The sequence below is a fragment of the Rathayibacter sp. VKM Ac-2856 genome (assembly GCF_013205055.1).
In the GTDB taxonomy this organism is placed as follows: domain Bacteria; phylum Actinomycetota; class Actinomycetes; order Actinomycetales; family Microbacteriaceae; genus Rathayibacter.
Window position 1 is genome coordinate 741,177 of sequence record NZ_JABMLF010000002.1, and the last position, 22,185, is coordinate 763,361.

Consider the following 22,185-nt stretch of genomic DNA (forward strand, 5'->3'; position numbering starts at 1 on the left):
GGCGCGGACGCGGGACCACCCTAGGAACGGCGTAGGTCGCGCCCCTCGCCCAGGACCGCAGGACGCAATAGTCTGCGCGGAGAATTGCGGTTCTGTGGAGGGCGGCTGATGAGCGCACGCGTGACGACGGGCCTCCGGGTGGTGCGGCTGCTCGGCGAGCGGCCGGATCCGACGGCGCCGCTCGGGGTCGGGGTGATCGCCGCCGCGCTCGGGGCGCCGCTCAGCTCGGTGTCGCGGATGTGCGCGGAGCTGGAGCGGACGGGGCTGATCGAGCGCGGCGCGGACTACGGCAGCTACCGTCTGGGCGCGGTCGCCGTGCGGCTCTCGGGGCGGGCCGCGGCGCCGGTGGCGCGGTCGCTCCGCTTCGCCCTGACGCTCGCCGCGCAGCAGACCGGCGAGACCGTCGTGCTCGCCGCCGGGGCGCCCGGGGCGATGCGGGTGATCGGCAGCGTCCTCTCCTCGTGGACGCTGCACTCCCCCGCGGCGGTGGGCGAGCGGATCGACGACGCCGACAGCGCGATCGCGCGGGCCGCCGATCCGCAGGATCTCGGCGACGACACCGTGGTGGAGACCGCCGAGGGGCTGCGCGTCGAGATCGCGACACCGCTGCTGACGCCCGCGGGCGAGTGCGCGGCGGTGCTGGCCGTGCGGCTGCCGGCGGTCCGGCTGCGCGAGAACGGCCCGCGGATCCGGCGGGCGCTCGCGGTCGCGCGCCGGAGCATCGAGGCGGCGCTCGGCGCGGAGCGGATGCGGGGTGCGGACGAACCGCAGGTCCTGGCCGATGCGGCGGCGGCAGCCGCGGACGGCGCGCGCACGGACGGCGCGCCCGCGGCCACCCCTCCGACCGGCGGATCCGGCGGCTCCGGCGCCTCCGCCCTGCACGCGGTCCTGCCGCTCCTGCAGCACCTCGCCGACGGGCCGGACACCGTCGCCGGCGCCGCGCGCGCGACCGGCCTCCGCCGCGACCGCACCGGACGGCTGCTCGACGCGTGCGTCGCGGCGGGCGTGGTGGAGCGGGGCGCCGACGGGGAGTTCCGCGTCGCCTGGGTCGTGCACGGCTGGTTCCGGGCGGCCGCCGCTCCGCTGATCGTGTCGCGCGGCGGGCCACTGGTCGCGGAGGCGGCGCGGAGCCTGCGCGCCTGTGCCTTCGTGACCGTACTCGCGGGGATGCGCAGCCTCACCCTGGTCGAGGAGCTGAGCGTGCTGGACGGGAGCCTCGCCGGCGACGGCCTCGCGATGCTCCCGTGGCTCGGCCGCGCCCACCCGATCGTCGGCTCGGACGGCGGCCCGACCATGCTGATGGATCTCGAGCCGGACGAGCTCGCGCAGCTCTTCCCGGCGCGGCACACCCCGCGCGAGCTGGCGCGGTTCGTCCGCCGGGTGCAGACCGTCCGCCGCGACGGCGTCCTCTCGATGCAGGCCTACGACGACGCGGGCATGGTCTCGATCTCGGCGCCGATCCGCGACGCGAGCGGCGCCGTCGTCGCGGCCGCGTGCCTGGTGGGCATGGCCGACGACGTCACGGCGCGCTCCCGTGAACTGGAGCGGGCCGCGATCCGGCTCGCGGAGGCGGTGTCGGCGGTCCTGCGCTGACGGCGCCCGCTCGCTCCCCTCCGCCGGGCGGCAGCGCGGATCGGCGGAGCGGCCGGCCATGAGCACGGGTACTTCCGCCTAGCCGCGGCGAACGAGCGGGAGAGTTGCCGCGCCGGAGACATCGGGCGATGACACGGGGAGGCCGGGCGCGGAGAGGAGCGGTCTTCCCGCGCCAGGGCGCGGAACGGCGGGTGCGAGCGGGCGAGCGGAGTCGCGACTCCAGCGAGGACGAGACCGGGGCCGGACCTCAGGATGCAGGCGCCGACCCGGAGGAGAGCGGTCCTCCGAGCATGTCCCTGAGAGCACCCGACCGTACCCTGAGAGCGCTCTCCACCTGAGCGCACGCCACTCGCCGACCGGGCGCGGACACCCTCCGCGCCGAGGAGACTCCGCCAGGTGATCCCCGGGGAGCCCCACCACCGAAGAAAGGCACCACGTGGAACAGGAGAGACGACGCCTCCGACTGCTCCTGGCCGTCCGCGCCTTCGAGGAGGGCGGAGCGGCGCGGGCGAGCGCCTTCACCCTTCTCGACGAGAAGTCCGACGCCGAGGCTCTCGCGCAGCTGGACGCGGACGTCCGCTCCCTCGTCGACGCCGGCCTCCTGCGCCAGGAGCACCGCGAGTCGGGGACCTGGACGGCGCACCTGACGCCGAAGGGCGAGGAGCTGGTCTTCGCCCACACGGCCTCCCTGTGGCTGGCGCCCGTCGTCGCGTCCATCGCGACCGCTCCCCCCGCCGCCGCCCAGGACGCGCGCGGCCCGCGCGAGTGGACGCGCACCGGCCCCTGACCCGCGCGCAGACCCCCGTCCGCGTCCACTCGCGTCCGAGTGCCCGCGCGAGTCGACGCGGGGCGGGGCCTGGAGCCCAGGCAGGGCCCGGTGAGCGTCCGGTCGCGAGGCGCCGCGTCAGCGCGTCGTCGCCATCACGCGCAGGCGGCACGCCAGCTCGAGGGCGAAGCGCGTGTCCGGGTCCTCGAGGTCCAGCGCCAGCGCCTGCTCGATGCGGCGCACGCGGTAGTTCACGGCGTTCGGGTGCAGCAGCAGCACCTCGCCGGCCCGGGCGAGCGAGTTGCGGTTGCTGAGGTAGGCCAGCAGGGTGCGGACCGAGATGGCGGAGCGCTCGGCGCCGAGCGCGTCGAGCGGCGCGAGCACGTCGTCGAGCAGCGCGCGGCTGAGCGGGGACGCGTAGAAATCGAGCAGCACGCGGCGCAGACCCGTCACGTCGGTGACCTCCACGGCCCCGAGACGGCCGGCGGCGACCGCCGAGCCCGCCGTGATCCGCGCCTCCGTCGCCGACTGCCGGAGCCCCGAGGCGCCGGACTGCGGAGTGCCGAGGCCGACGGTGAACGTCCAGCCCTCCCCCGCGAGAGCCGAGCCGTAGGCGATCAGCCGCTCCGCCACGTCGCGCACCCGCCGCTGGTGATCGGGCGCGCCCGACTCCTCCGACGCCACCACCACCAGGTCGTCGTGGAAGACCGCGAGGTGCCAGACCTCGTCGCGGCCGTCGGTCAGCTGGAAGGCGTTCAGCTCGATGGCCGCGACCAGCGCCGCGGGCAGGCGCCGCTCGGCGTCGTCGCGGTGGCGCGGGGTGATCCAGGCGGCGGCGTGCGCGGAGGCGACCGGCAGCCCGGCACGCGCGGCATCGACCGCGAGGGCGTCCATCCGCGAGGACTCGGCGAGCAGCAGCTCCACCACGAGGTCGGCCCGCGACCGCGCCGGCCCGAAGCGCACCTGCGACTCGCGCTGCAGCGCCCGCGACAGCAGCGCGGCGATCACCGGCAGCGCGATCACCGCCGCGGTCTCCGGCTGCTCGGCGACGAGCCGCCCCACCGCGACCTCGCCGATGCAGACCGCGTCGGGGTCGCTCCAGGTGACGGCCGGGTCCTCGATCATCCGCAGCTCGATCCCGAGCGCCGCGGTCGCCGCGTCGAGCACGGCCGAGCGGGCGTCGGCGGGGTCGCCGTCGCAGGCCGCCCGGGCCGCGGCGATCGCCAGCTCGGCCCGGCCGAGGGCCTCCGCCGCCCCACCGCGCAGCAGCCGGTCGATCGAGACGGCCAGCTCCGACGGCGGCGCGCTCGCGGTCAGCACCGGCAGCGCCCCGCGGTCGGCCAGCGAGCGCGAGGTCTCGGCCAGCGGAAGCTCGCCCACGAAGAGCAGGGCGGCGACCTCGGCCGCGATCGCCCGCCGGATGACGATGTCGATCTGGTACGCCCGCGGCTGCTCCGCGCCGTGCAGCACGATGACGAGGTGGCCGGGCGAGGCCTGACCGACGTCCTCGAGCGCCAGCATCTCCACTCCGCTCAGCGCGACGCCGGCCGGATCGCCCGCGCGGCAGACCATCCCGAACTGCTCGCTGTGCTCGAGGACGTGGACGAGCGAGGTCTGTGCCATGAGCACAATCATGGCCGTTTCCTCATGGTGACGGCACATTCCGCCCTCTGGACCCGCTGGCTAGCCTCGGAGCATGAGCTTCACGCCCCCGGCCGGACCGAGCCCCGTCCGCCTGATCACCCGCGACGACGTCGCTCCCCTGGCCGCCGGCTGCGCGGTCTTCGGCACCGGCGGAGGCGGCTCGGTGCACGGCGCGCAGCTCTCGGTCGAGAACGCGATCGAGGCCAACGGCCCGGTGCGCGTCGTCGGCGTCGAGGACCTCGGCCCGGACGACGCGGTCATCATCATGTCCGGGATGGGCGCGCCCTCGGTCGGCATCGAGATGCTCGGCTCGAGCAGCCAGGCGCACACGCTGCTCCGCGAGGTCGAGCGCCTGGTCGGCCGCCCGATCACCACCGTGATGGCGGCCGAGATCGGCGGCAGCAACGGCGTCGCGCCGGTCGGCTGGGCCGCGGAGCTGGGGCTCGCGGTGCTCGACGCCGACGGCATGGGCCGCGCGTTCCCGAAGGCGACCATGATCTCGATGAACGTCGCGGGCCTCCCGAGCGAGTTCGCGGTGATGAGCGACGTGGTCGGCAACGTCACCGTCCTCCGCACGATCGACATCGCCTGGCTGGAGCGGCACGCCCGCGCCTTCACCGTCGCGGCCGGCGGCATCGCCCTCGGCGCGCACTACCTGCTCACCCACGAGACCGCGCCGGGCGCCGTGATCGAGGGCACGGTGAGCCGCGCGATCCAGGTCGGCCGGCGCCTGCTCGCCTCCGCCGACCCGGTCGCCGACATCGCCGAGGAGCTCGGCGCGGCGATCCTGATCGGCGGCAAGGTGATCGACATCGACCGCAGCACCGAGGGCGGCTTCACCCGCGGCTCCGTGACGATCGACGGCGTCGGGGCCGACCGCAGCCGGATGGTGCGGGTCGAGATCCAGAACGAGAACCTCGTCGTGATCGAGGACGGCGGGGTCGTCGTCAGCGTCCCCGACCTCGTCTCGATCCTCGACTCCGAGACCGGCGAGGCCATCTCGACCGAGATGCTCCGCTTCGGCCAGCGGGTCAGCGTGCTCGCCTGGGCCTGCGATCCGCTCTGGCGGACCCCGCGCGGGATCGAGCTGGCCGGCCCCGCCGCGTTCGACTTCGACTTCGACTACGTGCCGTTCGACGGCGCCGTCGCGGAGGCCGCCCGATGAGCGCCGCACTCCGCGACTTGTCCGTCGGCATCGACGTCGGCGGCACCAACACCGACGCCGTCGTGCTCGACGCCGACGGCGGCGTGATCGCCTGGACGAAGCAGGCGACCACCGAGGACGTCACCGGAGGCATCCGCGCGGCCCTCTCCGCGGTGCTCGGCGAGCTGGGCGCCGACCGCGACCGCGTCTCGCGCGTCATGCTCGGCACCACCCACGCCACCAACGCGATCGTGCGCCGCCGCGACCTCGGCCGCGTCGCCGTCGTCCGCCTCGGCGCCCCCGCCTCGACCGAGTTCCCCTCGCTCTCGGGCTGGCCCGCCGACCTCCGCGACACCGTGCTCGCCGGCAGCCTGCTCGCCGGCGGCGGCCACCTGATCGACGGCTACCCGATCTCGCCGCTCGATCGCGACGGCATCCGCCGCTTCCTCGACTCGCTCGAGGGCCGCTTCGACGCGGTCGCCGTCTGCGGGATCTTCAGCCCCTCCTTCCCGGAGCAGGAGCTCGAGGTCGCCGCGCTGGTCGCCGACCACGCGGGTGTCGACCTGCCGGTCTCGCTCAGCCACGAGATCGGCGCGCTCGGACTGCTCGAGCGCGAGAACGCGACCGTGCTGAACGCCGCGCTGCACGGCATCGCCCGCGACGTGACGCAGGGCCTGCTCACCGTGGTCGACGAGGAGCGCCTCGACGCCGCCACCTTCTTCGCCCAGAACGACGGCACGCTGATGGCCGTCGAGTACGCGGCCCGCTACCCCGTGCTCACCATCGGCTCCGGTCCCGCCAACTCCATCCGCGGCGCCGCGTTCCTCTCCGGCGCCGACGACGCGATCATCATCGACATCGGCGGCACCACCAGCGACCTCGGCGTGCTCGTCGACCGCTTCCCCCGCGAGTCGACCCTGCCGCGCGAGATCGGCGGCGTGCGGACCAACTTCCGGATGCCGGACATCCTCAGCGTCGGGATCGGCGGCGGCACCGTCGTCGACCTCGCGACCGGCGTGCCGACCACCGACTCGGTCGGCTACCGCATCGCCCGCGAGGGGCTGCTCTTCGGCGGCACGACCGCCACCCTCACCGACGCCGCCGCGATGCAGCTGCCCGGGATGATCGCCGGCCACAGCCTCCCCGCGCTCGACCGCGCCACCCGCTCCGGCCTCGGCAACGCCCTCGCCGTCGCGCAGGACCGGATCGAGTCGGCCGTCGAGCGGATGTCGCTCGGCCGCGTCGGACTGCCGCTCGTGGTGGTCGGCGGCGGCGGCTTCCTCGTCCCGGACCGCGTGCACGGAGCGAGCGAGGTGCTCCGCCCGGACCGCGGCAACGTCGCCAACGCCGTCGGCGCCGCGATCGCCCTGGCCGGCGGTCGCGCCGACCAGGTCTGCGACCACGTCGACCGCGCCGCCGCGATCGAGGCGGCCGGCCGGATCGCGATCGACCGCGCGATCCAGGCCGGCGCCGATCCGCGCCTCGTCGAGATCGTCGACGTGCTCGAGACGCCGCTGTCGTACTCGACCAGCGCCTCGCTCAAAGTCTCCGTGAAGGCCGCGGGCCCGCTGGCCCTGATCGGGAGTCCTGCACCACTCGCCCTGCATTCCCCGAAGGACGCATCATGACCCGTTCTCCCCGCACCACAGCGCTCCGTGTCCCGGCCGTCGCCGCGGGCTCGCTGGTGGCACTGCTCGCCCTGAGCGCCTGCTCGGCCCCGGCCGGCGGCACGGCCTCGAACGCCGACCCCGTCTCGGGCGGCACCTTCTCGCTGGCGATCAACGACGACCCGGGCAGCCTCAACCCGTTCACCGGCGTCTCCCTCGTGCAGCGCGCGATGGTGACCTTCGGCTACGACTCGCTCGCCTACACGACCCCCGAGGGCGAGGTCGTGCCCTTCCTCGCCGAGAGCTGGGAGACCACGCCCACCTCGATCGCCTACACGCTGAAGGACGGCATCACCTGCGCCGACGGCACCCCCTTCACCGCCGAGACGGCCGCGGCCAACTTCGCCTACCAGGCGAACGCCGACAACGGCACGTTCTGGTTCGGCTCCAACGTGACCGCCGACATGACCGCGACCGCGGAGGGGAACGTCGTCACCGTCACGTCGGCGGCCAACAACCCGTTCCTGCTCCAGGGCACCGGCAGCATCGAGATGGTCTGCCAGGCCGGCCTCGACGACCCGTCGACGCTGACCGACACGACGAACGGCACCGCCCTCTACGCGCTGACCGCCTCGAGCCCCGGCTCGGACTACACGTACACGAAGCGCGACGGCTACACCTGGGGCCCCGACGACGTCACGAGCGACACCGAGGGGCTGCCCGACGAGATCGAGGCGCGGGTGATCACCGACGAGGCGACCGCTGCGAACCTGCTGATCTCGGGCGAGCTCAACGCCGCCTCCGTCATCGGCGCCGACCGCCAGCGCCTCGACGCCGCCGGCCTCGACACCGAGGGCGTGCTCAACCCGATCGGCGAGATGCTCTTCAACGAGCGCGCCGACCGCCCCACCGCCGACGTCCGCGTCCGCCAGGCGCTGACCCTCTCGCTCGACCGCGACGCCGTCGGCGAGCTGGTCACCGACGGCAACGCGGTCGACTCGGTCTCGCTGGTCAACCAGATCCCGCTCACCTGCGTCGCCGGCGGCCCCGACTGGACCCTGCCCGACACCGACGTGGAGGCCGCGGGCGAGCTGCTCGACGAGGCCGGCTACGCCCTCGGCTCGGACGGCCTGCGCACGAAGGACGGCGAGCCGCTCACCATCCGCTTCCTCTACGACGCCGGCACCCCCTCGCACGGCGCCGCCGCCGAGGAGGTCCAGCAGGAGTGGAACGAGCTCGGCATCACGACCGACCTGGTCGCCGAGGACTCCGCCGGCTGGTCGACCGACCTCTACCAGAGCTACGACTGGGACACCGGATTCATCCAGCTCGCCCCCTCGAGCCCCGTGGTGCTGAGCCTGTTCTTCCTCGGTGAGACGAGCGAGAACGGCGGCTACAACTTCATGGGCGTCGAGAACCCCGAGTACAACGCCCTCGCCACGCAGGCCCTCAGCGCCGGCAGCGCCGACGAGGCCTGCGGCATCTGGAAGCAGGCCGAGTCCGAGCTGATCGAGCGGGTCGACGTCTTCCCGCTCGCCGAGACGGAGTCGCCGATGTACGTGAAGGGCGCCACCTTCGAGCGTCCCGGCACCGTCGCGCCGACCACGATCCGGATGCAGGGCTGACCATGACGATCCCCTCGGTGCGACCCCCGGCCGCCGCGTCCTCGGCCGCCGTGCCCCCGGCCGGCCCGCCGACCGCGCCCGCCGCCGGTCCGCGCCGAGGGGATCGTCTGCTCGGCGTCGCCGGATCCCCGCGCCTCGCCTTCCTGCTCAAGCGGTTCGCCCGCGCGGCCCTCTCGCTGGTGATCGTGCTGATCGCCTCCTTCTTCATGGTCCACTTCGTGCCGGGCGACCCGGTGCGGGCGGCGCTCGGTCCGACCGCGCCGGCCGAGACCGTGGCGGTGCTGCGCAGCACCCTCGGCCTCGACCTGCCGATCGGCCAGCAGTTCCTGAACTACCTCGGCGGCCTGCTCCGCGGGGATCTCGGCACCTCGATCAGCACGCAGCGCCCGGTCGGCGCGACGCTGGCCGAGCGGCTGCCCGCGACGCTGATGCTCTCGGTCGTCTCGTTCGCGGTCGCCGCGCTCGGCGCCTTCCCGATCGGCGTCGCCACCGCCGTCTCGGCCCGGGCCGGCAAGCACCGCGCGCTCGATCTCGGCGTCTCGGGCCTGCTCGGCGTCGTGATCGCGATCCCCAACTTCCTGCTGGCGGTCGTGCTGATCTGGCTGTTCAGCATCGTCGTGCCGCTCGCCCCGTCCGCGGGCTGGGGCGGCCCGGAGTACGCGGTGCTGCCGGTGCTCGCGCTCGCGATCGGCCCGCTCGCCTATCTCGCGCGGATCGTGCACGTCGAGATGGTGCGGGTGCTCGAGGCGCCCTATCTCACCACCGCGCGCAGCAAGCGGCTGCCGGGGCACCTGCTCTACCTGCGGCACGCGCTGCCCAACATCGTCACGGCGACGCTGACCGCGGGCGGAGTGGTGCTGACCGGCCTCGTCGCCGGCACGGTGCTCATCGAGACGGTCTTCGTCATCCCGGGCATCGGATCGACGATCGTCTCGTCGATCACCACCAAGGACTACCCGCTGATCCAGGGCATCGTGCTGATGTACGCCGTCCTGGTCCTCGCCGCCAACCTCGTCATCGACCTGCTGCTCGCCGCGCTCGACCCGCGGTCGGCCATCGCGGAGGCCTGAGCCATGAGCACTGCATCCCCCGCCCGCCGGGCCTCCCTCGCGCGGCGGCTGCCCGAGTCGCTGCGGACGCCGCAGGGCGTCGCGGCCGCCGTCGGCCTCGTCCTGGTCGTCCTCGCGACGATCCTCGGCCCGATCCTCTTCGGCGACCTCGCCACCGAGCGCTCGATCGCCGACCGCCAGCAGGGCGCGAGCCCCGCGCATCCGTTCGGCACCGACGACCTCGGCCGGGACCTCTTCGCCCGCGTCGTCGTCGCGACCCGCGTCTCGGTGCTGCTGACGCTCGGCGCGACCGGCATCTCGGTCGTCGGCGGCGTGCTGCTCGGCGTCACCGCGGTGCTGCTGCCGCGCCTGCTGCAGCGGCTGATCGCCGGCCTCATCGACATCCTGCTGTCCTTCCCCTGGCTGCTGCTCGCCCTCTTCTTCTCGGTGATCTGGGGCACGACCGCGGTCGGCGCGATGCTCGCCGTCGGCTTCGCCGGCATCCCGGTCTTCGCGCGGCTCACCAGCACGCTGGCCGCCTCGGTCTCCTCCAGCGACTACGTGCGCGCGGCGGGGATGCTCGGCAGCCGTCCGCTGCGGACGACCGCCCGGCACGTGGTGCCGAACATCCTGCCGCCGCTGCTGGTCAACTCGGCCGCGCACGCCTCCGTCACGCTGCTCTCCTTCGCGGCGCTGTCCTTCCTCGGGCTCGGCGTCCAGGCGCCCGAGTACGACTGGGGCCGGCTGCTCAACGAGGGGGCCAAGCGGATCTACGTGGATCCGATGGCCGCGATCGGCCCCGGCATCGCCGTGGTGCTGGTGGGCGTCGTCTTCGCCCTGCTCGGCGAGGTCCTCAGCGAGTCGTCCTCGCGCCGCCGCCCGGTGAAGGCCGTGCGGCGCCGGCGCTCGGACGAGGTCGTCGCCCCCGTGACGGACGCGATGCCCGTCGTCGAGATGTCGGGGCTGCGCGTGGCGTTCCCCGGCCGCGACGGCGCGATGACCGAGCGGGTGCACGGCGTCGACCTGACGATCCTGCCGGGCGAGACCGTCGGCATCGTCGGCGAGAGCGGCTCGGGCAAGTCGGTCACGGCGAGCGCCGTCGCCGGGCTGCTCGGCCCGGACGCGCTGGTCACCAGCGAGCAGCTCGTCTTCCGCGGCATCGACATGACCGCGGTGCCCAACGCCGCCGAGCGCCGCCGCCTCGGGCTCGAGCAGGCGATGATCTTCCAGGACCCGCTGACCTCGCTCAATCCGGCGCTCACCATCGGCCGACAGCTGCGCGAGGCGAGCGAGGTGCACGCCCGCACTCCGCGCGCCGAGTCGCTGCGCCGCGCGATCGCGAAGCTGAACCTGGTGCGCATCCCGGACGCCGAGAAGCGGGTGGGGCAGCTGCCGCACGAGTTCTCCGGCGGGATGCGGCAGCGGGCGATGATCGCGATGGGCCTGATGGGCGCGCCGCGGCTGCTGATCGCGGACGAGCCCACCACGGCGCTCGACGTCACCGTGCAGCGGCAGGTGATGCAGGCGCTGCGCGAGGCGCAGACCGCGACCGGAGCGGCGATCCTCTTCATCTCGCACGACATCGCGCTGGTCAGCGGCTTCTGCGACCGGATCGTCGTGATGCGCGACGGCCGCGTGGTCGAGGAGATCGCGGCCGCCCGCCTCGACGAGGCGCGGCACCCGTACACGCGCGGGCTGATCGCCTGCGTGCCGGACATGGCGACCGACCGGAGCGCGCTGCTCCCCGTGATCGCGGCCGCGGACGAGGATCCGGCGACGAAGGACGAGGAGGCACTGACCGCATGAGCGAGCTGCGCTACGAGGCGGTGACCGTGCGCTTCGGCCACGGCCGCTCGGCGACCACGGCCGTCGACGCCGTGCACCTCACGGTCCGCCCCGGCACGACACACGGGCTGGTCGGCGAGTCCGGCTCCGGCAAGTCCACGGTGGCCCGGGTCGCCGTCGGCCTCACTCCCCTGCACTCCGGGCGGATCCTGCTCGACGGCGTCGACATCACCAGCCGCGCGCCCGAGGCCCGGGCCGCGCGCCGCCGCGTGCAGATGGTGTTCCAGGACCCGCTGTCCGCGCTCGACCCGCGGATGAGCGTCGGCGCCTCGATCGCGGAGGGGCTGCTCGCGACCGGCCGGCGCCACTCCGCGTCCGCCCGCGACGACCGCGTCCGCGAGCTGCTCGACCTGGTGCACATCGACCCGGCCCGCGCCGACGACCGCCCGACCGCCTTCTCCGGCGGCCAGCGCCAGCGGATCACGATCGCCCGGGCGCTGGCCGCCGAGCCGGAGGTGCTGATCGCCGACGAGATCACCTCGGCGCTCGACGTCTCGGTGCAGGGCGTGGTGCTCAACCTGCTCCGCGAGCTCCAGCGGCAGTTGGATCTGACGATGCTCTTCATCTCGCACAACCTCGCCGTCGTCCGCTACGTCAGCGACGAGGTCTCGGTGATGCGCGGCGGGCGCCTCGTCGAGCACGGCACGACCGACGCCGTGCTGTCGGACCCCGCCGACCCGTACACGAGGCAGCTGCTCCGGGCCGTGCCCGTGATGGGCCGGCCTCTCGACCTGGAGGACGCATGACCGAGCTCCTGATCCGCTCCGCCCTGCTCGCGGGGCAGGACGCCCCCGCGGATCTGCTGCTGCGCGACGGCGTGATCGCCACGATCGCCCCCGCCGGCACCCTGCCGAGCACCGCCGAGGCCCTCGACGCCGGCGGCCGCTTCCTCGCGCCCGGCTTCTGGGACGCGCACGTGCACTTCACCCAGTGGGTGGTGCGGAGGCAGCGGGTCGACCTCGCGCCCGCGGCGAGCGCCGCCGGGGCCGTCGCGATCATGCGCGCGGCGCTGGCCGTGCGCGAGGACGCCGTGCTCATCGGCTACGGCTTCCGCGACGGCCTGTGGAGCGACGCCCCGACCCGCGCGGCCCTCGACGCGATCGCGCCCGACCGCCCGGTCGTCCTGATCAGCGGCGACCTGCACTGCGGCTGGCTGAACAGCGCGGCCGGCCGCCGCTTCGGCAGGGCGGTCCCGGAGGACGGGATGCTGCGCGAGACGGAGTGGATCGGCACGCTCGACCTGATCGACGCGGTCGGCCTGCCGACGGCCGCCGCGTACCGCGAGACCGCCGAGGCCGCCGCCGCGCGCGGGGTCGTCGGCATCGTCGAGTTCGAGAACGCCGACAACTCCCGCGCCTGGCCGGCCCGCATCGCGGAGGGGGTCACGGCGCTGCGCGTCGAGGCCGCCGTCTGGCCCGACCGGCTCGACGACGCGATCGCGCGCGGGCTGCGCACCGGCGACCCGCTCGATCCGACCGGCCTGGCACGGATGGGCCGCCTCAAGATCGTCGTCGACGGCTCGCTCAACACCCGCACCGCCTACTGCTTCGACCCGTACCCCGGGATCACCGCCGACCACCCGCACCCCTGCGGCGTGCTGAGCGTCGCCCCGGAGGAGGTGGAGGGGCTGCTGATCCGCGCCCGCGACGCCGGGATCCTCCCCGCCGTGCACGCGATCGGCGACCGCGCGAACGCCGAGGTGCTCGACGTCTTCGAGCGGCTCGGCCTCGCCGGAACGATCGAGCACGCGCAGCTCGTCGCCGCGGAGGACTTCGCGCGCTTCGGCCGGCTCGGACTGGTCGCGAGCGTGCAGCCGGAGCACGCGATGGACGACCGCGACGTCGCCGACCGGCACTGGGCGGGCCGCACGGAGCGCTCCTTCGCCTTCGCCTCGCTGCACGCCGCGGGCGCGACCCTCGCGCTCGGCTCCGACGCGCCGGTCGCTCCGCTCGACCCGTGGATCTCGCTCGCCGCCGCCGTCAGCCGCCGCCGCGACGGCCGCGAGGCCTGGCACCCGGCCGAGCGGCTGCCGTTCGACGTCGCCCTCGCCGCGAGCACCCGCGGGGCGACGGTGGCGGTCGGAGCCGTGGCCGATCTGGTGCTGCTCGACCGCGACCCGGCGACCACCGACGTCGAGGAGCTGCGCGCGACGCCCGTCGCGGCGACCCTGCTCGGCGGCCGGCCGACCTGGTCCGCGCTCTGACGCACTCCTCCACAGGCTCCCTCCACCCCGCTCCTCCGCCGCCCCTCCCCCGCACCTCCCCCGACAGGACCCCGCCATGCCCCTGATCACCACCCCGGCCGGCGTCGCCGTGCACTACGAGACGACGGGCGACCCCGCCGGCCGCCCGCTCGTCCTGCTGCACGGCGGCGGCGCCCAGCTGATCGGCTGGGACGACCGCTTCTGCGAGCTGCTCGCCGAGCACGGCTTCTTCGTCGTCCGCACCGACAACCGCGACGTCGGCCTGAGCCAGGCGACCGGCGGCCCGGAGGACACCGCGGCCGGCTACGACCTCGCCGACATGGCGCTCGACGTCGTCGCGGTGCTCGACGCCCTCGGCATCCAGCGCGCGCACCTCACCGGCATGTCGATGGGCGGCTACCTCGCCCAGCTCGTCGCGATCCTGCACCCCGAGAGGGTCGCCTCGCTCGGCCTGATGTCGACCTCGCTCAGCTCGGCGCCCGAGTTCCTGGTCGGCGAGCACAGCGGCGAGCCGATCACCGAGGTCCCCGAGGCGCTCGACCGCGACGCCTACATCGCGATGTTCGTCGGCGGCCAGCGGCACTACCGGTCGCCCGGCTTCCCCTTCGACGAGACGGCGAGCGCCGCCCTCGGCGCCCGCTACTACGACCGCGCCTACACGCCCACCGGGCTCGTCCGGCAGTGGAACGCGCTGCTGCGCGGCCCGCTCGAGCGGCGCGAGGCGATGGCGCGGGTCACCGTCCCCGTCGCGATCATCCACGGCCGCGGCGATCAGAGCCTGCACTGGAGCGCCGCGCTCGAGACCGCGCGGATCCTGCCCCAGGCCGAGCTGCACCTCTACGAGGAGATGGGCCACGACGTCCCCGTCGAGCTCTGGCCCGAGTTCGCCGCGATACTGGCACGCACCGCCGCCCGCGCCGAGAGGACCGTCCATGCGTGAGAACGCCGACTACGCGATGACCGACCCCGCCGAGATCCGCGCGCTGATCCGCGCGACGCCCTGGGCGACGATGGTCAGCGCCACCGCGGACGGCGTCGTCGTCTCGCACTACCCCTTCCTGCTCGAGGAGCCGCAGCCCGGCGCGGACGACGGCGGGATCGTCCTGGTCAGCCACGTCGGCCGGCCGGACGAGCGCGCGCACCGGCTCGGCGAGTCCGAGCTGGCCGTCGTCTTCCAGGGCCCGCACGGCTACGTCTCGCCCAGCTGGTACGGGGTGGCGCGGGCGGTGCCGACCTGGAACTTCGCGGCCGTGCACGTCTGGGGCGTGCCCGAGCTGCTCAGCGACGAGGAGAACCTCGCCGTCCTCGAGCGGCTCGTCGACCACTTCGAGGACGAGCTGCCCGAGCCGTTCCGGCTGCGGATCAGCGCCGAGAACGCGGCCTACGCCGAGCGGATCGTGCACGGCACGGTCGGCTTCCGGCTCCGGGTGACCCGCCTCGAGGCGAAGGAGAAGATGAGCCAGGACAAGCCGGCCGAGGTCGTCGACCGCGTGACCGCCGCCCTCGACGCCCCCGGCCCGTACCGCAACCCCGCCCTCGCCGAGCGGATGCGCCGCGTCCACGCCGGAGAGGCGCCGTGATCCCCGGGCTGCACGACGACCTGGTCCGCCTGCGCCGCCGCCTGCACGCCGACCCCGAGATCGGGCTCGCGCTGCCGCGCACCCAGGCGCTGCTGCTCGAGGAGCTGGCGCCGCTCGGCCTCGAGATCAGCACCGGCGACGGCCTCGGCTCGATCACCGCGGTCCTGCGCGGCGGACGGCCCGGACCGGTCGTGCTGCTGCGCGCCGACATGGACGCGCTGCCCGTCGTCGAGGCGACCGGCCTGCCCTTCGCCGCGACCAACGGCGCCATGCACGCCTGCGGCCACGACCTGCACATGGCCGGGCTCGTCGGCGCGGCCCGCCTGCTCGCCGCCCAGCGCGACGAGCTGGCCGGCACGGTCGTGCTGATGCTCCAGCCCGGCGAGGAGGGCTTCGCCGGCGGCCGCCTGATGATCGAGGAGGGCGTGCTCGACGCCGCGGGCGAGCGCCCCGTCGCCGCCTACGCGATGCACGTCGACTGCTCGACCGACTCCGGCCTCTTCGTCACCCGCTCCGGCCCGATGATGGCGAGCGCCAGCGGCATGCGGATCACCGTGACCGGCACCGGCGGGCACGCGGCGTTCCCGCACCTCGCCGTCGACCCGATCCCGGCGGCCGCTGCCCTGGTGCAGGCCCTGCAGACCTTCGTCGCCCGCCGCGTGCCCGCCACCGACCCGGCCGTCGTCTCGGTGGTCGGCATCTCCAGCGACGCGACCGCGCCCAACGTCCTGGCCGCGCGGGTCGACCTGAGGCTCAACATCCGCACGCTCTCGCGCGAGACCTTCGCCCTCGTCCGCTCCTCGCTCGGCGAGCTCGCGACCGGCGTCGCCGCCGCGCACGGCTGCGGCGTCGAGACGGAGTTCATCGACTCCTACCCGGTCACCCACAACGACCCGGCCGAGACGGAGCGCGTCATCGCCGCGCTCACCGAGCGGCACGGCGCCGACCGCGTGCTCCGCCTCCCCGCACCGTCGATGGCCTCGGAGGACTTCGCCTACGTCCTCGACGAGATCCCCGGCACCCTCCTCTTCCTCGGCACCCGCCCGCCCGGCACGCCGGCCGAGGGCGCCCCCTCGATGCACTCCGAGTCCGCCGTCTTCGACGACGCCCTCCTCGGCCTCCACGCCGAGACCCTCGCCCACCTGGCCCTCACCCGCTGCATGCTGATCGAGTAGCCCTCGCAGAGGGCGTATCGAGATCCCCCTTGCCACCCCGCGAGATGCCACTTGTGCACTGATCTCCCGGCGTGTCGCGTACACAAGTGGCATCTCGCGGAGCCGACCGGGCGGGTCACCCCGTGCATGCTGATCGAGTAGCCCTCGCAGAGGGCGTATCGAGATCCACCCGGACTGAGTGAGGCCACCCTTACTGAGAGTTAGGCTAGCCTACCCTCATGCAGCACACACGACGCCCTCGCCTGCCCCTGCTCGCCGCCGGTCTCGCGACCGCCTCCCTCGCCCTCGCCGGCTGCTCCGCCGGCGCCTCCGGAGCCGCCCCGAGCGACGTCGCCGCCGCCACGATCGTCGTCGAGAACGCGAAGCCCACGCTGACGCTGGTCGACGAGGACGGCGAGCAGTCCTACCAGGAGGACACCGCCGTCGCCCGCACGTCCGTCGAGGTGCCCGCCTCCCCCTCCGCCGTCGTCACCTTCGACATCGCCACGCTCGACACCCTGCACACCATCGGCGCCGGCGACGCGGTCGTCGCGATCCCCGACGTCGCCCTGCCCGAGTACCTCGCCGACTACGCCGACCTGCCCAAGGTCGGCACCCTCTTCGAGCCCGACTTCGAGGCCGTCGCCGAGCTCGACCCCGATCTCATCGTCACCGCCGCGCGCAGCACCGGCCAGTACGACGAGCTGTCCGAGATCGCCACCACGATCGACCTCACCGGCAGCTACGCCGGCACCTTCGACCCCGCCGCCGCCCTCGAGCGCGCGACCCAGCTCGGCGAGCTCTTCGACCGGGAGGACGAGGTCGCCGAGGCCGCCGCAGCGACCGAGCAGCTCGCCGCGACCATCCAGGACCGGGCCGACGGCACCGCCCTCGTCCTCTCCGTCTCCGGTGGCGAGTACGGCGCCTTCGGCGAGGGCTCCCGCTTCGGCTACTTCTTCGACGACCTCGGCTTCACCCCCGCGGTCGCCGCCGCCGAGCTCCCCGGCGCCGAGGGCTCCCCGCACGGCGACACCGTCACGAACGAGTTCCTGCTCACCGCCGCCCCCGAGTGGATCTTCGCCTTCGACCGCGGCGCGGCCACCGGCGCCGGCAGCACCGCCGAGGCGACGCTCGACAACGCGCTCGTCGCGCAGACCCCGGCCGCGCAGAACGACCGCATCGTCCAGCTGCCCGCGAGCGAGCTCTACATCGTGATCAACGGCCTCACCGCCGTGCAGAACGTGCTCGAGAGCGTGCACGACGCGATGCAGAGCTGAGTGCTCCCCGCGTGGTCCGCCCTCCCGTCCGCGCGCTGATCGTCGCGGGGACGGCGCTCGTCGCCGTCCTCGCCGCGCTCTCGCTGCTCCTCGGGGTCGCCGATCTCGACGCGTTCGTCCTCGTCGAGAGCCGCCTCCCCCGCACCCTCGCCCTGATCCTGGCCGGCTCCGCGTTCGCCGTCACCGGCCTGATCCTCCAGCTGCTCACCCGCAACCGCCTCGTCGAGCCCGGCACCACCGGCGCGACCGACGCCGCCACCCTCGCCCTGCTCGCGGTGCTCCTGCTCGCCCCCGCGCTGCCGCTGGGCGCGACGGCCGCGCTCGCCTCCGCCGGCGCCCTCGTCGGCGTGCTCGGCTTCCTGGCGCTCGCCCGCCGCATCCCGTCGCGCTCCAGCGTGCTCGTGCCCGTCGTCGGCCTCCTCTACTCCGGCGTGATCGGAGCCGCCACCACGTTCCTCGCCTACCGCACCGACACGCAGCAGGAGCTCCTCGACTGGGGCATCGGCGACTTCTCCGGCATCCTCCGCGGGCGCTACGAGATGCTCTACGTCGCCGCGGCCGCCGCCGCCGTCGCGTGGATCGCGGCCGATCGCTTCACCGTCGCCGCGCTCGGCGAGGACGCGGCCCGCGGCCTCGGCCTCGACACCCGCGCCGTCCTCGTCACCGGAGTCGTCATCATCGCCGCGGTCACCGGGGTCATGACCGTGGTCACCGGCGCGCTGCCCTTCCTCGGCCTGATCGTGCCGAACCTCGTCAGCCGCCTCGTCGGCGACGCGATGCGGCGCTCGGTGCCGCTCGTCGCCCTGCTCGGAGCCGCGCTGGTGCTGCTCTGCGACCTCCTCGCCCGGACGGTCCGGTTCCCGTTCGAGCTGCCGATCTCGCTGGTGATGGGGATCGTCGGCGGCCTCGTCTTCCTCCGGCTGCTGATCGGCCCCGCCCGCAGGAGGACCGCAGCATGAGCGCGGGCGTCCTCGCCCGCCGGCGCGCCCTCGGCCCCCGCTCCGCCCTCGGCCCCCGCTCCGCCCTCGGCGCGCGCTCGGCCCTCGGCCGCCCCGGCCCGCGCCTCGCGCTCCTGGCCGCCGCCGCGCTCGCGGTCGTCGTCCTCTACCTCCTCACCGATCTGCCCGGCCGCTGGGAGTACGCGCTCGGCCTGCGCACCCGCACCGTGCTCGGCATGGTGATCGCGGCCGCGGCGATCGGAGTCGCGACCGTCCTCTTCCAGACCGTCACCGCGAACCGCATCCTCACCCCGGGCATCATGGGCTTCGACGCGGTCTTCCTGCTGATGCAGGTGGTGACGGCGTTCACGATCGGGCCGACGCTGCTGGTGACGGCGCCGCCGCTCGCCTCCTGGCTGGCCGAGCTGGTGCTGATGGTCGGGGTCGTCGTCGCCCTCTACTCCTGGCTCTTCGTCCGCCGCCGGCTCGATCTGCACGTGATCGTGCTCGCCGGGCTCGTGCTGGGCGTCCTGCTGCGCTCGGTGACCGGGTTCCTGCAGCGTCTGCTCGACCCGGACACCTTCGCCGTCGTGCAGAACCTGACCTTCGCGAGCTTCACCTCCGTCGACCGCGAGCTCCTCCTGCCGACCGGGGTGCTGGTCGCCGCCGCGATCGCGTCCCTCTGGCCGATCCGCCGCTCGCTCGACGTGCTCGCGCTCGGCGAGGCGACCGCCGTCTCGCTCGGCGTCGAGCACCGGCGCACCGTGATGCACGTGATCGTCGCCGTCGCGGTGATGGTCGCCGCCTCCACCGCGCTCGTCGGCCCGGTCGCCTTCTTCGGCCTGATCGTCGCCAACGTCGCCTACACCGTGGTCGGGCACCGGCACCTGCGCAGCATCCCCGCGGCGGTGGCGGCCGGAGTCGTCGCCCTCGTCGGCGGCCAGCTGGTGCTGGACCGCGTGCTCGGCTTCGGCACGGAGCTGCCGGTCGTCATCGAGTTCGCCGGCGGCGTCCTCTTCCTCCTCCTCGTGCTCACCGGAAGGGCTCGCTGACATGATCCGCACCACCGCCGTCACCACCCGGCACGGGAGGCTCGTGGCCGTCGACGACGTCACGCTCGCCCTCGACGCCGGCCTGACCGCGATCATCGGCCCGAACGGCTCGGGCAAGTCGACCCTCCTCGCGACCATCGGCCGCCTGATCGCCCCGGCGTCCGGCGGCGTCACCGTCGACGGACTCGACGTCGCGACCACCCGCTCGCGCGACATCGCCCGCCGCCTGGCGATCCTCCGCCAGGACAACCACGTCGCCCTCCGCCTGAGCGTCGAGGACCTCGTCGCCTACGGCCGCTTCCCGCACGGCGGGCGGGGCACCTCGCCCGAGGACCGTGCCCACGTCGACGCCGCCCTCGCCGCCCTCGATCTGTCGGCCGTCCGCGGCCGGTTCCTCGACGAGCTGTCCGGCGGTCAGCGCCAGCGCGCCTTCGTCGCGATGGCGCTCGCGCAGGACACCGACCACCTCCTCCTCGACGAACCGCTCAACAACCTCGACCCGCGCCACGGCGTCGTGCTGATGCGCCTGCTGCGCCGGCTCGCGGACGAGCGCGGGACGACGATCGTCGTGGTCCTGCACGACATCAACGTCGCCGCGCAGTTCGCCGATCGGATCGTCGCCGTCCGCGACGGGCGGATCGCCCACCACGGCCCGACCGCCGAGGTCCTCACGGCCGAGCACCTCGAGGCCCTCTACGACACCCCGGCCGTCGTCGCCGACATCGCCGGCCGCCGCGTCGTCCTCTGGCACTGACGCCGCTCTCCCCCGCGAGATGCCACTTGTGCACGCATCCCCCGGCGTGTCGCGCGCACAAGTGGCATCTCGCAGAGCTGACCGACCGGGTCGCCCACTGCATGCTGAATCGCACGCCCCTGACACCCCGCGAGATGCCACTTGTGCGCGCATTCAGCGGCGTGTCGCGCTCACAAGTGGCATCTCGCGGCGCGCGGCCACCAGGGATGCGGCTCAGGGGTCGTTGTCGAAGGCTCCCGATGCGCGGACCGTCTCGGCCAGGCGCTCCTCGGCGAACCGGCGCGCGACGTCGTGCTCGCGGCCGTCGCCCGACTGCGCCGTGATCCGCTCGCCCCGCACCGCGGTGACCGTCCACTCGTCCTGATCCGGACCCGCCGCGGCGCGGAACCTCACGCCGACGCGGATCCGCTCCCGCTGCGTCATCGCCGGGCCTCTGCCGCGGCCGCCGAAGCAGGCGCTGCCGCCCGGCGCAGCTGAGCCGCGCACTCGAGCAGCTCCGGGATCCCGCTCACGGGCTCCGGCTCCGGCTCCACCCGCAGGCCGATCCGGCGGAACACCGGCGGCTGCGTCGCCAGCACGTGCCCCACCGGCTGCCCGCCGGTCCACACCGTCAGCAGCACCTCGCCGTCCGGGTGCTCGGGAGTGCCGATCTCGTAGACCCGCCCGCGCACGGCCGCTCGCACCGGGGTCTTCCGGGCCATGTGCACCCACACGGGGAACTCGCAGACCATCTCGCTTCCTTCCTTCTCGCGGGCGACGGCGCAGGACGCCGACAGGAACTGCTCAGTACTCGGAACCGCTCAGTACTCCAGGCGGTTCTCGACGTCGAAGTCCGAGGTCAGATCCCCGTCGCCGGGCTGCACGGGATGCGACCCCACGAGCGCCTCGGTGCGCGCGCGGATCCGCTCCACCTCCTCGCGGTTGTCCGGCTCGGGGAGCTCGGACGGCGTGGTCTCCGCGACGAGCGACGCCCCCGCGTTGAGCAGGAACGACACGTGGATCGTCGCGCCGTCGGAGCCGATCCCCGTGTACTCCACGCGGTCGGCGGTGCTGTTCGAGGCGAGCGCGACCGCGTACGCGACCAGGGCGTCCGCGGCGTCGTCCCCGAGCAGGATCGTCTTGTCGGCGAAGAGGATGTGCTTCATGTCCTCATGCTCGATCGGGCTCCTCCCGACTGGCGAGGAGGTTGACAGATCGGGGCCGTCCTGCCCGGCAGCCGAGGATCCGTCGCACTTGTCACCGCCCCGGATGTGGAGAAAGGTGTCAGTCAGGTGGGCGCGTGCCGGCCGTGATGAAGGCTGGAGAAGCCGATGGGAAAGCTCTTCTACGACGGATCCGTCGAGATCGACTTCGAGGACCGAGTGCTCGCGCACCTGCAGATCGTCGTCACCGCCAAGCTCCGCCGCAACGAGTCGTTCCTGCTCAGCTGGCGCGACGACCACAGCATGGGCGACGGCCGCAGCGCGATCTGGCTGCACCCGGCGGTCGGCCTGCGCTACAAGTACTTCGGCGGGCGGATGCCGCGCATCAACCCGGCCTGGATCGCGGCGCTCACCGACCTCGCCAACTCGGCCGGCGGCCTCTACGTCGTCACCGAGCCCGACACCGAGCACGTCCGCACGATCGACCGGGAGAACCACTGATGCGAAGGCTCGACATCCTCTACAACGGAGCGCCCTACACCGTCAGCAACCGCACGGCCGAGCAGTTCCAGGCCGATGTGGAGGCCGCCCTCACCTCGAGCACCCCGCAGTGGCTCACCGTCAATCACGGCGAGGGCCGCGCGAACTCCGCGCTCATCCTGATCACGCCGTTCAGCTCGCTCACCATCCTCACCAACGACGCCGAGGAGGACGCGGCCTCCGACGCCGCCTGAGCGCCCTACGGGTCCGGCGGCGATGTGTCAACGCTCCTGACACCCGCCTGCTCCCGTCGTTGACTCGGGGGACACGAC

The 22,185-nt window shown here is 74.1% G+C and carries 22 protein-coding genes; 18 read left to right on the plus strand and 4 right to left on the minus strand.

Going from position 1 to position 22,185, the window contains the following annotated elements:
* Nucleotides 1-108: 108 nt before the first annotated feature.
* Both HQQ82_RS10295 and HQQ82_RS10300 read left to right on the plus strand, forming a co-directional pair.
* Nucleotides 109-1,593, plus strand: a complete 1,485-nt coding sequence (locus tag HQQ82_RS10295) for a helix-turn-helix domain-containing protein (protein WP_173232909.1) — start codon at nucleotides 109-111, stop codon at nucleotides 1,591-1,593.
* A 436-nt stretch (nucleotides 1,594-2,029) separates the two neighbouring features.
* The gene (locus HQQ82_RS10300) at nucleotides 2,030-2,380 is read left to right on the plus strand and encodes a hypothetical protein (protein WP_173232910.1); all 351 of its coding nucleotides are present in this window, start codon (nucleotides 2,030-2,032) and stop codon (nucleotides 2,378-2,380) included.
* 117 nt (nucleotides 2,381-2,497) lie between these two features.
* On the opposite strand, the gene HQQ82_RS10305 is transcribed toward HQQ82_RS10300, so the two are convergent.
* Entirely contained in the window at nucleotides 2,498-3,994 is a 1,497-nt protein-coding gene (locus HQQ82_RS10305; RefSeq protein ID WP_216848442.1) for a CdaR family transcriptional regulator, read from the minus strand.
* Between the two features lie 61 nt (nucleotides 3,995-4,055).
* Between HQQ82_RS10305 and HQQ82_RS10310 the strand changes: the two genes are divergently transcribed.
* The 14 genes from HQQ82_RS10310 to HQQ82_RS10375 all read left to right on the plus strand — a co-directional run bounded on the left by HQQ82_RS10310 (nucleotide 4,056) and on the right by HQQ82_RS10375 (nucleotide 20,231).
* Complete coding sequence (locus HQQ82_RS10310) at nucleotides 4,056-5,168, plus strand: DUF917 domain-containing protein (RefSeq protein ID WP_216848443.1); 1,113 nt, start codon at nucleotides 4,056-4,058, stop codon at nucleotides 5,166-5,168.
* Complete coding sequence (locus HQQ82_RS10315; RefSeq protein ID WP_173232911.1) at nucleotides 5,165-6,775, plus strand: hydantoinase/oxoprolinase N-terminal domain-containing protein; 1,611 nt, start codon at nucleotides 5,165-5,167, stop codon at nucleotides 6,773-6,775. The genes HQQ82_RS10310 and HQQ82_RS10315 overlap by 4 nt, the downstream gene beginning before the upstream one ends.
* Nucleotides 6,772-8,379, plus strand: coding sequence for an ABC transporter substrate-binding protein (locus tag HQQ82_RS10320; RefSeq protein WP_173232912.1), 1,608 nt, complete (start codon nucleotides 6,772-6,774; stop codon nucleotides 8,377-8,379). Before HQQ82_RS10315 ends, HQQ82_RS10320 begins: the two co-directional genes overlap by 4 nt.
* Nucleotides 8,380-8,381: 2 nt before the next feature.
* Nucleotides 8,382-9,449 (plus strand): ABC transporter permease, encoded by a 1,068-nt coding sequence (locus tag HQQ82_RS10325; RefSeq protein ID WP_173232913.1) that lies wholly within the window; start codon nucleotides 8,382-8,384, stop codon nucleotides 9,447-9,449.
* A 3-nt stretch (nucleotides 9,450-9,452) separates the two neighbouring features.
* Nucleotides 9,453-11,234: a dipeptide/oligopeptide/nickel ABC transporter permease/ATP-binding protein gene (locus HQQ82_RS10330; RefSeq protein WP_173232914.1), complete on the plus strand. Its 1,782-nt coding sequence runs from the start codon at nucleotides 9,453-9,455 to the stop codon at nucleotides 11,232-11,234.
* Nucleotides 11,231-12,019 carry an ABC transporter ATP-binding protein gene (locus HQQ82_RS10335; protein WP_173232915.1) on the plus strand — a complete coding sequence of 263 codons (789 nt, stop codon included), beginning with the start codon at nucleotides 11,231-11,233 and terminating at the stop codon, nucleotides 12,017-12,019. The genes HQQ82_RS10330 and HQQ82_RS10335 overlap by 4 nt, the downstream gene beginning before the upstream one ends.
* Nucleotides 12,016-13,476, plus strand: a complete 1,461-nt coding sequence (locus HQQ82_RS10340) for an amidohydrolase (RefSeq protein ID WP_173232916.1) — start codon at nucleotides 12,016-12,018, stop codon at nucleotides 13,474-13,476. Before HQQ82_RS10335 ends, HQQ82_RS10340 begins: the two co-directional genes overlap by 4 nt.
* Nucleotides 13,477-13,552: 76 nt before the next feature.
* Nucleotides 13,553-14,416: an alpha/beta fold hydrolase gene (locus tag HQQ82_RS10345; RefSeq protein ID WP_173232917.1), complete on the plus strand. Its 864-nt coding sequence runs from the start codon at nucleotides 13,553-13,555 to the stop codon at nucleotides 14,414-14,416.
* Nucleotides 14,409-15,056, plus strand: coding sequence for an FMN-binding negative transcriptional regulator (locus HQQ82_RS10350; protein WP_173232918.1), 648 nt, complete (start codon nucleotides 14,409-14,411; stop codon nucleotides 15,054-15,056). The genes HQQ82_RS10345 and HQQ82_RS10350 overlap by 8 nt, the downstream gene beginning before the upstream one ends.
* Complete coding sequence (locus HQQ82_RS10355; RefSeq protein WP_367947906.1) at nucleotides 15,053-16,231, plus strand: M20 family metallopeptidase; 1,179 nt, start codon at nucleotides 15,053-15,055, stop codon at nucleotides 16,229-16,231. Before HQQ82_RS10350 ends, HQQ82_RS10355 begins: the two co-directional genes overlap by 4 nt.
* 218 nt (nucleotides 16,232-16,449) lie before the next feature.
* The gene (locus tag HQQ82_RS10360; protein ID WP_173232919.1) at nucleotides 16,450-17,487 is read left to right on the plus strand and encodes a siderophore ABC transporter substrate-binding protein; all 1,038 of its coding nucleotides are present in this window, start codon (nucleotides 16,450-16,452) and stop codon (nucleotides 17,485-17,487) included.
* An 11-nt stretch (nucleotides 17,488-17,498) separates the two neighbouring features.
* Complete coding sequence (locus HQQ82_RS10365) at nucleotides 17,499-18,446, plus strand: iron chelate uptake ABC transporter family permease subunit (RefSeq protein WP_367947907.1); 948 nt, start codon at nucleotides 17,499-17,501, stop codon at nucleotides 18,444-18,446.
* Nucleotides 18,443-19,477, plus strand: a complete 1,035-nt coding sequence (locus HQQ82_RS10370) for an iron chelate uptake ABC transporter family permease subunit (RefSeq protein WP_173232920.1) — start codon at nucleotides 18,443-18,445, stop codon at nucleotides 19,475-19,477. Before HQQ82_RS10365 ends, HQQ82_RS10370 begins: the two co-directional genes overlap by 4 nt.
* 1 nt (nucleotide 19,478) lies before the next feature.
* Nucleotides 19,479-20,231, plus strand: a complete 753-nt coding sequence (locus HQQ82_RS10375) for an ABC transporter ATP-binding protein (RefSeq protein ID WP_173232921.1) — start codon at nucleotides 19,479-19,481, stop codon at nucleotides 20,229-20,231.
* A gap of 213 nt (nucleotides 20,232-20,444) precedes the next feature.
* Here the strand turns inward: HQQ82_RS10375 and HQQ82_RS10380 are convergent, their stop codons facing one another.
* The 3 genes from HQQ82_RS10380 to HQQ82_RS10390 form a co-directional block, all read right to left on the minus strand.
* On the minus strand, nucleotides 20,445-20,654 hold the full coding sequence (locus tag HQQ82_RS10380; RefSeq protein ID WP_173232922.1) for a hypothetical protein: 210 nt from the start codon (nucleotides 20,652-20,654) through the stop codon (nucleotides 20,445-20,447).
* Nucleotides 20,651-20,962, minus strand: coding sequence for a hypothetical protein (locus HQQ82_RS10385; RefSeq protein ID WP_173232923.1), 312 nt, complete (start codon nucleotides 20,960-20,962; stop codon nucleotides 20,651-20,653). The genes HQQ82_RS10380 and HQQ82_RS10385 overlap by 4 nt, the downstream gene beginning before the upstream one ends.
* Before the next feature lie 69 nt (nucleotides 20,963-21,031).
* Nucleotides 21,032-21,376: a hypothetical protein gene (locus HQQ82_RS10390; protein WP_173232924.1), complete on the minus strand. Its 345-nt coding sequence runs from the start codon at nucleotides 21,374-21,376 to the stop codon at nucleotides 21,032-21,034.
* A gap of 165 nt (nucleotides 21,377-21,541) precedes the next feature.
* On the opposite strand from HQQ82_RS10390, the gene HQQ82_RS10395 reads away from it, so the two are divergent.
* The gene (locus tag HQQ82_RS10395) at nucleotides 21,542-21,874 is read left to right on the plus strand and encodes an ATP-dependent DNA ligase (protein ID WP_173232925.1); all 333 of its coding nucleotides are present in this window, start codon (nucleotides 21,542-21,544) and stop codon (nucleotides 21,872-21,874) included.
* Nucleotides 21,874-22,107, plus strand: a complete 234-nt coding sequence (locus HQQ82_RS10400; protein WP_173232926.1) for a hypothetical protein — start codon at nucleotides 21,874-21,876, stop codon at nucleotides 22,105-22,107. Before HQQ82_RS10395 ends, HQQ82_RS10400 begins: the two co-directional genes overlap by 1 nt.
* The last annotated feature ends 78 nt before the right edge of the window (nucleotides 22,108-22,185 follow it).